This is a genomic window from Rhodanobacter sp. AS-Z3, from assembly GCF_029224025.1.
GTDB lineage: Bacteria > Pseudomonadota > Gammaproteobacteria > Xanthomonadales > Rhodanobacteraceae > Rhodanobacter.
Genome location: NZ_CP119392.1, coordinates 3,769,841 through 3,784,245 on the forward strand (window position 1 = coordinate 3,769,841; position 14,405 = coordinate 3,784,245).

The 14,405-nt window shown below is 64.1% G+C and carries 14 protein-coding genes and 1 riboswitch; of the genes, 10 read left to right on the forward strand and 4 right to left on the reverse strand.

Annotated elements, in window-relative coordinates; all coding sequences use genetic code 11:
* The first annotated feature begins 51 nt into the window (after window positions 1–51).
* The 3 genes from PY254_RS16860 to PY254_RS16870 all read left to right on the forward strand — a co-directional run bounded on the left by PY254_RS16860 (window position 52) and on the right by PY254_RS16870 (window position 3,571).
* Window positions 52–1,434, forward strand: coding sequence for an L-serine ammonia-lyase (locus PY254_RS16860; RefSeq protein ID WP_281013212.1), 1,383 nt, complete (start codon window positions 52–54; stop codon window positions 1,432–1,434).
* A gap of 121 nt (window positions 1,435–1,555) precedes the next feature.
* Window positions 1,556–2,284, forward strand: coding sequence for a hypothetical protein (locus PY254_RS16865; RefSeq protein WP_281013213.1), 729 nt, complete (start codon window positions 1,556–1,558; stop codon window positions 2,282–2,284).
* A 156-nt stretch (window positions 2,285–2,440) separates the two neighbouring features.
* Window positions 2,441–3,571: a helix-turn-helix domain-containing protein gene (locus tag PY254_RS16870; RefSeq protein WP_281013214.1), complete on the forward strand. Its 1,131-nt coding sequence runs from the start codon at window positions 2,441–2,443 to the stop codon at window positions 3,569–3,571.
* Here the strand turns inward: PY254_RS16870 and PY254_RS16875 are convergent.
* Window positions 3,566–3,814 carry a hypothetical protein gene (locus PY254_RS16875; RefSeq protein ID WP_281013215.1) on the reverse strand — a complete coding sequence of 83 codons (249 nt, stop codon included), beginning with the start codon at window positions 3,812–3,814 and terminating at the stop codon, window positions 3,566–3,568. The genes PY254_RS16870 and PY254_RS16875 overlap by 6 nt on opposite strands.
* Before the next feature lie 174 nt (window positions 3,815–3,988).
* On the opposite strand from PY254_RS16875, the gene PY254_RS16880 reads away from it, so the two are divergent.
* The 4 genes from PY254_RS16880 (at window position 3,989) to PY254_RS16895 (ending at window position 8,525) form a co-directional block, all read left to right on the forward strand.
* Complete coding sequence (locus tag PY254_RS16880; RefSeq protein WP_281013216.1) at window positions 3,989–5,158, forward strand: S41 family peptidase; 1,170 nt, start codon at window positions 3,989–3,991, stop codon at window positions 5,156–5,158.
* 297 nt (window positions 5,159–5,455) lie between these two features.
* Window positions 5,456–7,120 carry an APC family permease gene (locus PY254_RS16885; protein WP_281013217.1) on the forward strand — a complete coding sequence of 555 codons (1,665 nt, stop codon included), beginning with the start codon at window positions 5,456–5,458 and terminating at the stop codon, window positions 7,118–7,120.
* Window positions 7,121–7,253: 133 nt separating this feature from the next.
* On the forward strand, window positions 7,254–7,850 hold the full coding sequence (locus PY254_RS16890) for an HAD family hydrolase (protein WP_281013218.1): 597 nt from the start codon (window positions 7,254–7,256) through the stop codon (window positions 7,848–7,850).
* Window positions 7,851–7,928: 78 nt separating this feature from the next.
* The gene (locus tag PY254_RS16895; protein WP_281015259.1) at window positions 7,929–8,525 is read left to right on the forward strand and encodes a YceI family protein; all 597 of its coding nucleotides are present in this window, start codon (window positions 7,929–7,931) and stop codon (window positions 8,523–8,525) included.
* 6 nt (window positions 8,526–8,531) lie between these two features.
* On the opposite strand, the gene PY254_RS16900 is transcribed toward PY254_RS16895, so the two are convergent.
* The 3 genes from PY254_RS16900 to PY254_RS16910 form a co-directional block, all read right to left on the reverse strand.
* Window positions 8,532–9,614: a homoserine dehydrogenase family protein gene (locus PY254_RS16900; protein WP_281013219.1), complete on the reverse strand. Its 1,083-nt coding sequence runs from the start codon at window positions 9,612–9,614 to the stop codon at window positions 8,532–8,534.
* On the reverse strand, window positions 9,611–10,798 hold the full coding sequence (metB, locus tag PY254_RS16905) for a cystathionine gamma-synthase (protein ID WP_281013220.1): 1,188 nt from the start codon (window positions 10,796–10,798) through the stop codon (window positions 9,611–9,613). The genes PY254_RS16900 and metB overlap by 4 nt, the downstream gene beginning before the upstream one ends.
* A 140-nt stretch (window positions 10,799–10,938) precedes the next feature.
* Entirely contained in the window at window positions 10,939–11,976 is a 1,038-nt protein-coding gene (locus tag PY254_RS16910) for a homoserine O-succinyltransferase MetX (RefSeq protein ID WP_281013221.1), read from the reverse strand.
* An 86-nt stretch (window positions 11,977–12,062) separates the two neighbouring features.
* Window positions 12,063–12,178: riboswitch (SAM riboswitch) on the reverse strand.
* A gap of 329 nt (window positions 12,179–12,507) precedes the next feature.
* On the opposite strand from PY254_RS16910, the gene PY254_RS16915 reads away from it, so the two are divergent.
* The 3 genes from PY254_RS16915 (at window position 12,508) to PY254_RS16925 (ending at window position 14,371) form a co-directional block, all read left to right on the forward strand.
* Window positions 12,508–13,242: a 2OG-Fe dioxygenase family protein gene (locus PY254_RS16915; protein ID WP_281013222.1), complete on the forward strand. Its 735-nt coding sequence runs from the start codon at window positions 12,508–12,510 to the stop codon at window positions 13,240–13,242.
* Between the two features lie 90 nt (window positions 13,243–13,332).
* The gene (locus tag PY254_RS16920) at window positions 13,333–13,695 is read left to right on the forward strand and encodes a DUF1304 domain-containing protein (protein WP_281013223.1); all 363 of its coding nucleotides are present in this window, start codon (window positions 13,333–13,335) and stop codon (window positions 13,693–13,695) included.
* A gap of 13 nt (window positions 13,696–13,708) precedes the next feature.
* Entirely contained in the window at window positions 13,709–14,371 is a 663-nt protein-coding gene (locus tag PY254_RS16925; RefSeq protein ID WP_281013224.1) for a M24 family metallopeptidase, read from the forward strand.
* Window positions 14,372–14,405: the final 34 nt, after the last annotated feature.

Here is a 14,405-nt window from a genome sequence, read left to right on the forward strand (position 1 = left end):
CTGGGGACGCCGCGTAGAATAACCGGTCACCCTCACCCAAGCAGCGCACCCATGGCCGTCAGCGTATTCGACCTGTTCAAGATCGGCATCGGACCTTCGTCCTCGCACACCGTTGGTCCGATGCGTGCCGCCGCGCGTTTTGCCGAACGCTGGCTGGACGAGAAAGGTGTGCTCGACCGCGTCACCCGTGTACGCGCCGAGCTGTATGGCTCGCTGGCGATGACCGGCCGCGGCCATGGCACCGACAAGGCCGTGCTGCTCGGCTTCGAAGGCCAGCACCCGGACACCGTCGATCCCGATCAGATCCCCGCCACGCTGGAACGCATCCGCGGCACCGAGCGGCTGCGCCTGCTCGGCCGGCACGACATCGCGTTCAATGAAAAGGCTGATCTGGTTTTCAACAAGCGCCAGAAGCTTCCGTTCCACACCAACGGCATGCGCTTCTCCGCCTATGACGCTGACGGCAACGAACTGGCCAGCCGCGACTACTACTCGGTCGGCGGCGGCTTCGTGGTCAACACCGATGAGGCAGCGGAAGACCGCATCGTCGCCGACACCACTGCGCAGCCTTATCCGTTCAGCAGCGGCGATGAAATGCTGGCGCTGTGCAAACAGCACAAGCTGACCATCGCGCAGTTGATGATGGCCAACGAAAGCGTGTGGCGGCCGGAGGCGGAAACCCGTGCCGGCCTGCTGACCATCTGGAAGGCGATGGCCGATTGCGTGAGCCGCGGCCTGCGCTCACCCGGCACCTTGCCGGGCGGATTGAAGGTGACTCGCCGCGCGCCCGCGATGCTGGACGACTTGCGCAACCAGCCCGAAGCCGCTTTGAAAGACCCCCTGACCATCCTCGACTGGGTGAACCTGTACGCGCTCGCCGTCAATGAAGAAAACGCCGCCGGTGGCCGCGTGGTCACTGCGCCAACCAACGGCGCCGCCGGCATCGTGCCTGCGGTCGGTCACTACTACCTGCGTTTCTGTCCGAAAGCCGACGACGAAGGCATCATCGAATACCTGCTCACCGCCGCCGCCATCGGCATCCTGTACAAGGAAAACGCGTCGATCTCAGGCGCCGAAGTGGGTTGCCAGGGCGAAGTCGGCGTGGCCTGCTCGATGGCCGCCGGCGGCCTCACCGCCGCACTCGGCGGCAACGTCATGCAAGTGGAAAACGCCGCCGAAATCGGCATGGAGCACAACCTCGGCCTCACCTGCGATCCGATCGGCGGGCTGGTGCAGATCCCCTGCATCGAACGCAACGCGATGGGTTCGGTCAAGGCGATCAACGCCAGCCGCATGGCACTGAAAAGCGACGGCAAGCACCGCGTCTCGCTGGACAAGGTGATCAAGACCATGCGCGATACCGGGCGCGACATGAAGGACAAGTACAAGGAAACCAGTCGCGGCGGTTTGGCGGTGAACGTCATCGAATGCTGAGGCAGCGACAAAGGTGACGTACGTCATATCGATACGATGACCACGGCCACTGCGATCGCTTGAGCCATGGATTCAACATGGCAGCAGATGCCGTCACTTCGACGGTTGCGAGACTGCCTCCATGTTCTCATCGCTGCTCCACGGGCTTCCCTATCAGATCGACGTGTGGCTGCATGTCGCCGCCGGCAGCATCGCGCTAGCGACATTCTGGACCGCCGCGGCCGTCCGCAAGGGCGGCCAACTTCACCGCAACGCGGGCAAGCTGTTCATGCTGGCGATGTGCGGAATCCTCGCCACCGGAGTCATGCTGGTGCTGCGCCGTTTCGCCGACGGAAACCCGATCGCCGGCACCTATCTGGGCTATCTGTTCTTCATCACCGGCCAGGCCTGCTGGCTGGCCTGGCGCGCCGTGCAGGACAAGGCGGACTGGCGCGTCATGGTCGCGCGCCCGGCGTGGCGCATGTGGATGTGGTCATCGCTGCTGGCAGGTATCGCCACGTTTGCGCTGGGCATGCAGACGGGCAACCCTGTGTTGCTCGGCTTCTCGCTGATCGGTCCTGCCCTGTTTGTCCGCATGTGGCGCTTCGCCCGTCGCGGACCGACCCGCAGCAACTGGCACGTAATCCTGCACTACCAGAGCATCCTCGGCGCCGGCATCGCCGCCCACGTTGCGTTCCTCGGCGTCGGCATGGCACACGTCTGGCCGCTGCTTGCCAAGGTGTGGCCCTCACTGCCACCAGCTCTGATCTACGCGTTCCCGTGGTACGCCCCCATCGCGATGGCCGTCGTTGCAGTGTTCGTGCTCAATCGACGCCATGGAAGCAAGGGGCGCACGCTGGCACGTGCGTGATCGGCGCGGAGCGGTGCTGCTACCGCGAAGGAGCAGGCCATCGGCGCAGTCCATGCATCTGGCGGCAGCATCCACGTCAAGGTGAAGAGGCCGAGTCGGGACCGTGAGCCACGGTGTGATCAGGCGATCTGATGCTGCTTGCGCTAAATTGCCAAGATGATCCGATTCGGCCCCTGGAGCACGCTGCTGGCGATTGGCGTTGCCTTCGGGCTGGCGGTCGCGCTGCTGCTTGCCTGCACTCGTACGAACACGGTAGCCAACCGGCTGCTGGCGGCGCTGCTGCTGGTTTTCGTGCTGAAACTGATGCCTTATGTGTTGGGTTTTGCGGGCTACTACGACGCCTATCCCTGGCTGTCGTTCGCACCGTTTGATCTGGGTCTGTCGATCGGCCCCCTGCTCTACCTGCACGTGCGCCGGTTGACGGCGTCCAGATTGCCTCCGGGCTGGAAGTGGCATCTGCTGCCCGGTGCATTGCAACTAGCCTATTACGCGACGCTGTTCGTGCAGCCGCTGGCGACGAAAAATCGCTGGAACGCCGCCGTACATGCCCGCTGGATCGATCCACTCGAAGCCTTGCTCGAACTGCTGTCGTTCGCCATCTATCTGTGGCTGACGCTGCGCACCTATCGCGCGTATCAACGCTGGCTCGACGCACACCTGAGCAATCGTGAAGAGTTCCGCATCGTATGGCTGCGCAACGTGCTGCTGGCCTTCCTGCTGGTCTGGCCGGTATGGGCCGTCTACGAAGCCTTGAGCTACAGCATCGACTTCAACTATTTCCAGCGCTTCCCGCTTTACGTGTTTCTCACTCTGCTGGTTTTCTATCTAGGGCTGGAAGGTTGGCGGCATGCCACTACCGTTTATCCGCTGGCAGGGACACCCTTGCCGTCCATCCCGGAGTCGGCACCACGCGCAGAGCCAGCAGGGCGTGACTGGGAGGCGCAAGGCCGGCAATGGCTGAGCCGGACCGAGCAGGCCGGTTGGTGGCGCGACCCGGACCTGAGCCTGGAACGACTGGCGCGCCACCTCGGCACCAACACCGCCTATCTGTCACGTGCGCTCAACGAGGGTCTGGGGCTGAGCTTCCATGCCCTGATAAACCAGTTGCGCGTCGACGAAGTCTGTCGCCGACTGGCGAGCGACGAAGTGGATGACGATCTGTTGGCTATCGCGTTCGCCGCGGGATTCAACTCGAAGACCAGCTTCAATCGGACCTTCAAGGCGCAGACCGGAAAAACACCGACCCAGTTTCGTGAATCGGCGGTCCGGACACGTACCGAATCATAAAGAACGGCGTGATTTCAAGGTTGGAACGACGACGAGCCAGGAGGCGGGCACGCTGGCGACACACCCATCCCTGGAAGCACCATGTTCCGTATCGTCCATCTTGTACTTGCCGTCTGTCTTGCGCTCGGCCCCATGGCAGGCGCGGGAGCGGCTGAACCAACGATTGCGACCACGCAGACCTTGACGGCAAAACAGGCCCAGCGCGAACTGAAAATCCTCAAACGCGCCCTGAGCGACCTGCATCCCGGCCTCTACCGCTACCAGACCCCGCAACAATTCGAAGCGGAATTCGCCCGTGCCGAAAGCGAAGTCACCGACGGCAGCGACACGCTGAAGATGTACCTGATCGCCTCACGGATCGCCGCGGCAGTACGCTGTGGCCACACCTGGACCAATCCGCTGAACCAGGGTCAGGCGGTGCAGGATGCACTGGCGTCGCTGCCAGCATTACCCCTGCACGTGCGCCTGCTCGAAGGCCGGCTGCTGGTGACGGCCAGCGCCGAACTGAAAGTCCCCGTCAACGCCGAACTGCTGAGCATCGACGGGCGCACTCCCGTCGTGTTGGCAAATGAATTCATGCCGTACCTGCGCGCGGATGGCAACAGTGATGGCAAGCGCTTGAGCCAGATCGACAGCAATGTCGACGGCGGCGCCATGGACCGGCTGCTGCCACTGCTGCATCCGCCGGCAACCGCCGGTTACGTACTGCGCTTCCGTCCTCACGACCGACACACCGGCAAGGTGATCGGTCAGGGGATCGATGAGGTCACCGTCGCCGGCATGCCGGTGGTCGAACGTGAAAACAGACTCATGGCGGCAGGGGTGACGCCGGAAAACACCCGCTGGCGATTCGCGATTGAAGGCGACACGGCCACGATGACGCTGCCGACGTTCGCGTTCTGGCAAAGCGATTTCGACTGGCGGAGTTTCCTGCAGCGCAGTTTCGACACGCTCGCGGCACGCAGGATCGACAAACTGATCCTCGATCTGCGGCAAAACGAAGGCGGCGACGACGCCATCGGCAACGCGCTGCAGTCCCATCTGCTGACGACGACCTTCGTCGTGCCGGCGAAACGTGTGGAATCTGCCTATGAGCGCGCGCCCTATGATCTCGCCCGGTTCATGGACACGTGGGACTTTTCGTTCTTCGACCGAACCGGACAGGTGGTGCGCGGTGAGGGCCGAAACTGGCTCTTGCGCAAGCAGCCCGCCGACGAGCGCATCGAGCCCGTTGCACGGCCGTATCGCGGCCGTGTCGTCTTGCTTGTCGGCCCTCGCATGAGTTCGGCCGGCTTCCTGATCGCGCGCAATCTGAAAGCCAGTGGCAGCGCAACGCTGATCGGACAAGCCACCGGCGGCAATCTTCGCGGGCTGAATGGGGGCGAGCTCGCATGGCTGGTGCTGCCCAGCTCCGGCGTCAGCGTCGACATACCGCTGATCGGCAGTTTCTCCAGGTCCGCGCAGCCAAATCGCGGCGTACTGCCCGACATTGCCGTGCGCACACGGCTGGAAGACGCAGCGGCGGGTATCGATCCCGATATCGTCGCGGCAAAGCGTTGGCTCGCCCGGAACGGAGCCCGACCATAGGATAGAACCTCAAGTCGTGAAGGTGGCTCGGCTGCCGCAGGCGCAGGAAAGCCCACGCTCCAACGCCGTGTCACAGAGGGACAACGCGTAACCCGCGGGCGGCTATGGAAGCAGCCTGATCGGGAACCTTCAGTCCCATCTCCAGTGGAGCCTCCTGCGTTCGAAGTCCACGCTCTGGCGCAACCGGAGCAGGCCGGCAAAGCAGCGCCCATGACCACCGACAGGTGACATCCCCCGTCCAATTCTGCAACCATCGACCTCTTTACGGCGTGCTTCACGCCGACACGGGAACCCTGCATGACCCAAGAACGCGCGATTCGCCGCGACGTCGGCCCGTTCGCCCTGATGCTTACTGGCCTGGGCTCCATCATCGGCTCAGGCTGGTTGTTCGGCGCCTGGCGTGCCGCGCAAATTGCCGGCCCCGGCGCGATCTGGGCGTGGGTGCTGGGCGCGGCAATCATCATGACGATTGCACTGACCTATGCCGAGCTGGGCGCAATGTTTCCGGAATCCGGCGGCATGGTGCGTTACGGGCATTACTCACACGGTTCGCTGGTCGGCTTCATTGCGGCGTGGGCAAACTGGATCGCGATTGTCTCGGTGATTTCGGTCGAGGCCGAGGCGTCGGCGCAGTACATGTCGTCGTGGAAGTGGGGTTGGGCGAAGGACCTGTATCACAAGGTGCCCGGCGGCCATGGCGAGCTGAGCACCAATGGCCTGCTGATCGCCGCCGCGCTGGTCATCATGTATTTCCTGTTCAACTTCTGGAGCGTGAAGCTGTTCGCGCGTTCGAATACCGCGATCACGTTGTTCAAGCTGATCATCCCCGCGCTCACCGCGGTGTTGCTGATGATGACCGGCTTCCACCCGGAGAACTTCAGCGTCGGTATCCACGGCGAGCTGCACAAGACGGACTTCCCGTCGATCCTTACCGCCGTGGCGATTGCCGGCATCGTATTCAGCTTCAATGGTTTTCAGAGCCCGGTGAATCTGGCCGGCGAAGCACGCAACCCGGGCAAGAGCATCCCGTTCGCGATCGTCTGCTCGATTGCACTGGCTACCGTGGTCTATGTGCTGCTGCAGGTGTCGTTCATCGGCGCGGTGCCGCGCGAGATGCTGGCGAATGTTGGCTGGCACGGTATCGATTTCAGCTCGCCGTTCGCCGACCTGGCGATCATCCTCGGCCTGCAGTGGCTGGCGACCCTGCTGTTCATCGATGCGGTGATCAGCCCCAGCGGCACCGGCATGACCTACACCGCCACCACCGCGCGCATGCTGTACGGCATGGAGCGCAACGGCACGCTGCCGAAAATTCTTGGCAGCGTGCATCCGAAGTGGGGCGTGCCACGCCCGGCGATGTGGGTGAACCTGGGCGTGTCGTTCCTGTTCCTGTTCTTCTTCCGCGGCTGGGGTTCGCTGGCGGCGGTGATTTCGGTGGCGACGATCATTTCCTACCTCACCGGACCGGTCAGCGTGATGACGCTGCGACGCACCGCACCGGAACTCAATCGTCCGTTCCGGCTGGCCGGTCTGCCGATCCTGGCCGGGGTCGCCTTCATCATGTCGACCGAGCTGCTGTACTGGGCGAAGTGGCCGCTGACCGGCGAGATCATCTTGCTGATGGTGGTCGCGCTGCCGGTGTATTTCTACTACCAGGCGAAGAGCGGCTGGCACGATTTCGGACGGCAGATGAAGGGTGCGTGGTGGCTGGTCTGCTATCTGCCAACGCTGGCGATCGTGTCGTGGGCCGGCAGCACCACGTTCGGTGGCAAGGGTTATTTGTCGTATGGCTGGGACTTGTTGCTGGTAGCCGTCATCGGTCTGGTGTTCTACCTGTGGGGCGTGAAGTCGGGCTGGCGCACGCCGTCGGTGGAAGCGGCACAGCTGGAAGCGCACGACGATCCGAGTGCGCCGCTGGTGCCGCCGGATGAGCAGACCGCCGAGCGCATAACCGGGCACTGAGCATTCCCTTCGCGCACCCATCAGGCGCGCGGCTTGTAACCGCGCGCCTTTTGTTTGAGGACGGTGCGAAACCACATCGATCCAGTCGGCTGTCATACCTGTCGATCCCCTGCGTTCCGCCTACGAGCCCGGCATGAATCGGCCATCCTTTCTACTGTTTGACCTCGGTGGCGTTCTCGTCGACAACGCCGGCTTCGCGCGACTCAGTCAGCTTGTTCCGGTGCCGATGGCGCCGGATGCGCTCAAGCAGAAGTGGCTGACTTCGCCAGCCGTCAGGCTGTTTGAACTGGGCCAAAGCTCACCGGAAGCGTTCGCCACACATTTTCTCGCGGAATGGCATATCGAGCATTCAGCCGAAGCGTTTCTGGTTGAATTCACCCGCTGGCCCAAGGGTGCCTACCCCGGCGCGACGGCATTGTTGACTCAGCTTCGACAGACCTGCCGCATTGGATGCCTGAGCAACTCGAACGCGCTGCACTGGACCCACTTCGAGGGATTGCTGAGTCACTTCGACATCGCGTTGTCATCCCACCTGCTGGGTGCCATCAAGCCGGATCGCGCCTGTTTCACGCGTGCCTTGCAGGAGTGCGGCGTCGAGGCCCGCAGCGTGGCTTTCTTCGATGACACCCTGACCAACGTGGAAGCGGCCCGCGATCTCGGCATGACCGCCTTTCATGTGAATGGGCTTGATGGCGTCAGGCTGGCTCTGAAAGCGTGTGGATTGATGTAAGCGCCAAACCGCCGACTATCATGGGCGGAAAGACGTCCATCCCGCGCCCTTCACCACCTTACGAGGGAATCGCCCATGGTGCCCCGAACCCGCGGCACGATCATCGCCTTCGGCCTCAGCACCTTTCTGTCAGTCACCGCCGTGCATGCCACCACGGTCACGTACAACATCGACCCGGACCATACTTACCCCAGTTTCGAAGCCGATCACCTCGGCGGCCTGTCGGTGTGGCGCGGCAAGTTCAACCGCAGCAGCGGCACGGTGACGCTGGACAAGCTGGCTGGCACCGGCACGGTGAACGTCGTGGTCGACATGCACAGCGCCGACTTCGGTCAGGATCAACTCAACGACGTGGCACAGGGCAAGGACCTGTTCGAGTCCGCGAAGTACCCGCAGGCCACCTATCAAGGCCAGCTCGCCGGCTTTGTCGACAACAAGCCGACGCGGGTGGACGGCACGCTCACCCTGCACGGCGTCAGCCAGCCACTGGTGCTGAAGATCAACAGCTTCAAGTGCATGCCGCATCCGTTACTGAAACGCGAGGTTTGTGGCGCAGATGCGCTGGCCACGTTCCAGCGCGATGCCTTTGGCATGGATGCGGGCAAGTCCTATGGATTCAACATGACGGTGACACTGCGCATCCAGGTCGAAGCGATTGCCGTACCCGCTGCCTGAACTGGGTCAGCCCAGCGCCAACACATCGCCCAACAAGGCCTGCGCGGTGACCTCCGGCCCCGCACCCGGACCCTGGATCACCAGCGGCTGACTGTTGTATCGGGTGGTGGTGAGTGCGAACTGGTTGTCGGTGCCATGGAGTCGCGCCGCGGGATGCGAGAACGGCACTTCAGTCAGACCCACGCGCGCCTGACCACGCTGGTTCAGGCGGGCAAGGAAACGCAACACACAGCCGCGTGAACTGGCCGCGGCGTAGCGTGCCGCGATGTCCGCATCCAGCTCGTCCAGGCGCGCCAGGAACGCTTCGGTATCCAGTGCACACAAGGCAGCTGGCACCAGTCCTTCGATCTGCACTTCATCAGTGCCCAGCGCATAACCCGCATTGCGCGCGATGATCAGCAGCTTGCGCGCGACATCTTCACCGGACAGGTCCGAACGCGGGTCCGGTTCGGTGTAACCAAGCTGGCGCGCCTCGCGCAGCAACTCCGAGAATGGGCGGCTGCCATCGTACTGATTGAACAGCCATGACAGCGAACCGGAGAACACGCCTTCCAGTGTCAGCAATGCATCGCCGCAACGGCGCAAGCGACGCAAGGTCGACAGCACCGGCAAGCCGGCGCCCACCGTGGCCGAGTCGCCATAACGACCGCCACCGGCCAACGCCGCCTGCAGCGCACGCCAGCCGGACAACTCGCCACCGGCCAACGCCTTGTTGGCGGTAACTACGTGATAGCCCTGCGCCAGCCACTCGGCGTGACGCGAGGCCAGCGCCGCATTGGCGGTGGCGTCGATGATCACCTTGACCGGTGCACCACTGGCATCCAGCGCAGCCAGCAGACTGGCGTTGTCGCGCGGGGCGCCATGCTGATCGAGCTGCTCGCGCAGGTTGCGCTGGGCCAATCGCGCCGGTTCGGTCTGCTGGCGGCGCGAATTCGCCGCCCCAACCAGTCGCAGCGTGCTGGCCGCGGAGGTATTCAGCAGCTTGAGCAGCGCACCACCAACCACGCCGGTGCCAAGCAGCACAATCGCGATCGCGGGTGCTGATCCGCTATGCGTTACTGCAACCGCCTCCGCCAGCACCGCGCTCATGCAGGAACTCGACGTTTGGACGTCTTTACGGCAATTGCGCGTTCCAGCGCTGCGTCAAGGTCACGCAACAGGTCGTCGCCATCCTCGATGCCGACCGACAGCCGCAACAAGCTGTCGGAAATGCCGGCCGTACGGCGCGCCTCAGGCGCCATCGAGGCGTGGGTCATGGTAGCCGGGTGCGCGATCAGGCTCTCGACGCCGCCTAGCGACTCGGCCAGCGAGAAGTGTTGCAGGCCATCGACGAAGGCCTGCACCTGGTCGACGTCGCCATCCAGCTCGAAGCTGAGCATGGCGCCGAAGCCTTGCTGCTGACGTGCAGCCAGCACGTGGCCGGTGTGGCTGGACAGACCCGGGTAGTAGACCTTGCGCACCGCCGCATGCGCGTCCAGCTGCCCGGCAATTCGCGTGGCATTCTCCTGGTGCTGGCGCAGCCGTACATTCAATGTACGCAAGCCACGCAAGGTGAGGTAACTATCGAACGGAGCGCCGGTGAGGCCATTGCAGTTGGCCCACCACTTCAGCTGTTCGGCTATGGCAGGTTCGCGTGCGATCACCGCGCCGCCGACCACGTCGCTGTGGCCGTTGATGTACTTGGTGGTCGAGTGCACCACCACGTCGGCGCCCAGCAACAACGGCTGCTGCAAGGCGGGCGACAGGAAGGTGTTGTCCACCACCAGCAGCGCACCGACCGCATGGGCGGCCTGCGCCACGTGGCGGATGTCGGTGATCCGCAGCAGCGGATTGGACGGCGTTTCCACCCAGACCAGCGCCGGCTTGCGCGCCAGACCGGCAGCCAGCAACACCGGATCGGTGAGGTCGGCAAACTCGACCTGGAAGCGACCTTTCTTCGCCCACGCGTCGAGCAGGCGCCAGGTGCCGCCATAGCAATCGTGCGCGGCCAGCACGGTGGCACCGGCCGGCACCAGCTCCAGTGCCAGCGCCACAGCCGACATGCCACTCGAGGTGACCACCGCGCCGACGCCTTGCTCCAGGTCGGCCAACGCATCTCCGAGCAAATCGCGGGTCGGGTTGCCGCTGCGCGAGTAGTCGTAGGCACGCTTGCGACCAAAGCCGTCGAAGCTGTAATTGGTCGACAGATGCAGTGCTGGCACCACGGCGCCATGCTGGGTGTCGCTCTCGATGCCGGCGCGAACGGCGCGGGTGGAGGGGGCGGAATCGGTCATCTCAATCTCCGGGTGTTTCGTCAATCGGTGAAGGTAGATTCTTTCGTAGGGCGGGCAGTGCCCGCCGGGTTCTTGCCCGTAAAACTTCGCCAGCAGTGGCGGGCAGTGCCCGCCCTACGCGACTGGATAGTGTCGCGAGCCTAGGCCAGCGCTTCGCGCAACAGCGGCGCAAGCTGCTCGGGCTCTTTCAGGAAGGCGTCGTGACCGTACGGCGACTCCACCACTTCCAGCGTGGCCGGGCCGCGTAGTCGACGCTGCAATTCGCACAGGTCGGCCAGCGGCACCAACCTGTCGGACGGAAAACCGATCAACGTGGTCGGCGTCGGTACCTGCTCGGGCGCCACGTCATGCAGGTCGATCGATTCGGACAGGGCGAGGAAGCGGTCCGCGTCGAAGCGCTCGACGAAGCGGCGCCCCTGATGCACCAGGTAATCCTCGACCGGGAAGTGGAAGCGGTCCTCACGAAATTCCGGCGCACCGGCAAAGCGGCGGCCAAATTCAGCGCTGCCGCGGTAGGTGGTGATTGCCAGTTGCCGCGACAGCGCCAGCGCTTCGTCGACATTGCCACTGGCCTGGCCCAGCCGCACGATGCCGCGCTGGACACTGCGCTGAGCAGTACTGAGCGGGTGCGCGCGGTGTGCGCCAGCCAGCAACACCAGTCGTTCAACCTGCAAGGGGTGCCGCGATGCAAACGCCAGGCCCACCATGGCGCCATAAGACGAACCGACGAAGGCATACGCCCGTGTGATGCGCAGCTCGGCCAGCAACACGACCAGCGCATCGGCCTGGTCTTCGCTGGAGATCGAGCCAGTGCCCAGCTGCGCCGGGGTCAGCCAGTCAATCGCCAGCACCCGGCAATGCCGCAGATCGATGGCGGCACCCTCGCCCACCAGTTCGTGCCACCAGCCCGATACCGCCTCGCCAGCCAGCGCGGTGACATCGCGGTCGGCCGAAATGCCGCCCTGCACGATCACCGTGGGCGCACCGGCCGCACCGTGCCACGCATAGCTCACATCCACCTCGCGCAAGCCGTTGCCGTACTTGGGGCTGAGCTGCAACCGCCGGGTGCCGCGCTGGGCGGTCAACCGGGCACGCGGCTCGGCAAATGGCGCAGGCACCGCACGCGTCGCGTCGGTACAGCCAGGGTCGCTACAGCGGGCTTCGGGCAGAAAGGTCATCTCACGCTCTCCGTTAGGCATCGCCCTGCGAGCTACCGAAGAGGTCATGACCCATGGAACGACGGCCATTGCCGCGAACCGGATCACGCCCATCTACCGGTGGATGCCGAGGCATCCCCGCAGGAGTTGGCACCGTGGCGGAAACGTTCCGCAGGTTGCCCCGGCTTCAATGGGCCTGTCCCTCAGCCGGTCTCGATGAGTGAAGCGGATGATGCAGCCTGCCACTGACTGTGTCAATAGACGTCTAAACGCCTAGACGTATAAACGTCATGACATCTTCAAGACGGATATTGACGACGTAAAGTGGCGCATGAAGGACGCCACGCCTGGACAGGCAGGCAACTCAAACAAGCCCGCCCGGCCACCCACATGCATCGCCAGACTGCTGCAATTCCACGACCGCAGAAGCATGGATCGAGGCTCGCCTAGTCCGAAGGGACAATGTTTCCGGGCTGCCGCCACCGTAACAACAGCTGAGCGAACCTGTGCAAACCCGTCGCCGGAGTACCGGCGTCCTGCTAACGTATGCCGATGACTCCCCACCCTGATACGTCCGCGTTGCACACCCGGCTGCAGCGGGACGGCTTTGCCTTTGCCACTGCCGAAACCATGCGTAGTTTGCTGCCCGTCGAGGCGCTCACCGACTGGCCCGCCTTCGTCGCCAGCTGGAATGATCTGGCGCCGGACAGCTACCTTGCGGCCAGTGGTCGCCACCGCCGACGGCGGCACGCGACCTTTTCTGCCGAAACCATCGGCGGCGTGCGCGCCGAGGCGCACCAGCCGCATTACCAAAGCCTCAAGTACAACCCGTTGCAGGGCGATATCCTGCGCTGGTTCGAACCGGTGCAGCCGGACATCGTGGAAGGCGCCAGCCTGCGGCGCATCCTCGCGTTCTGCCATGCATGCTTTGGCGCACTGGCACCGGAGGTCGCACGCTGGCATGTGGAGGTGCATCAGTTCCGCATCGAGGCGCGTGCCGACGAAGCCGGTGAACCCACCCCGGAAGGCGTGCATCGCGACGGCGTTGATTACGTGCTGGTGTTGCTGATCGATCGCGAGAACATTGAACGCGGCACCACCACCATCCACACCGCAGACCGCAGCGAGATCGGTCATTTCACGCTGACCCACCCGCTGGACGCCGCACTGGTCGACGACCACCGTGTTTTCCACGGCGTGACGGCCGTGACGCCACTCGATCCGGCCCTTCCCGCTCACCGCGACGTGCTGGTAGTGACATTTCGGCGCCAGGCCGAGCCGGCCTGAGGTAACCCGGTGGTAGCTGGATTGCGTACACCTGCGCCGGCTGCAACACTTGATCGGCTGCACCCTCTCGCCAGCCAACGGGAACGCGCCATGTCCGTCGTCGCCAACATCGTGATCGCCCTGATTGCCCTGCTGCACCTGTGGTTTCTGGTGCTGGAGATGTTCCTGTGGACGCGCCCGGCCGGCCGCCGCGCCTTCGGCACCACGGCGGAATTCGCCGCACAGTCGAAAACGCTGGCCGCGAATCAAGGTCTGTACAACGGCTTTCTCGCCGCCGGCCTGGCCTGGGGACTGTGGCTTGGCAACGGCGGCGCCGGCTTCAGCGTGAAGCTGTTCTTCCTGACTTGCGTGTTGATCGCCGGCATTTACGGTGGCCTCACCGCCGCACGCAAGATCCTGCTGATCCAGGCACTGCCGGCACTGGTCGCACTAATCCTCATCCACCTCGTCTGACGGCATTTCACCCATGCCTTCCCTGCCCCGCGAAGCGGTTGGCCAGCGTTACGACCCCGCCTTGATGCAGCACGCCCGCGAACGCAGCTGGGCCGCGTTGCACGGCATCCGCGAGCGCATGCATCCGGGAATCAGCGAGGCCGAGGCGAAGGTCGAGGCGATGGAAGTCTTTCGCGAACTCGGCTACCAGCGCCTGTGGCATCCGGTGCTGGTGCGCATCGGCGCCAACACCACCAAGGCCTACCGGCAGGCGTCCGACCCCACGGTCCGGCTGGGCGAAAACGACTGCTACTTCATCGACCTTGGGCTGGTGTTCGACGGCCATGAGGGCGATGTGGGTGACACCTTCGTGATTGGCAACGCGCCGCAACAGCAAGCCTGCGCCGAAGCAGCACGCACACTGTTCCACGAGGTGGCCGACACCTGGCGCCGGCAAGGCCTGAGTGGCCGGGCGCTGTACGCCTTCGCCGAGCAACGTGCCGCCGCCATGGGTTGGCGCTTCAACCACGCGACCAAGGGCCACCGTGTAGGTGACTTTCCGCACTCGATCCACAAGGGTGGCGACCTCTCCAGTCTTTCCGCATCACCGTCACAGAACCTGTGGATACTGGAGATCCAGATCGCGCATCCCAGCGAACCGTTCGGTGCGTTCTACGAGGACCTGCTGTCAGCGTAGTGGCGTGCCACCAGCAAACGACTGGCATCCAGTC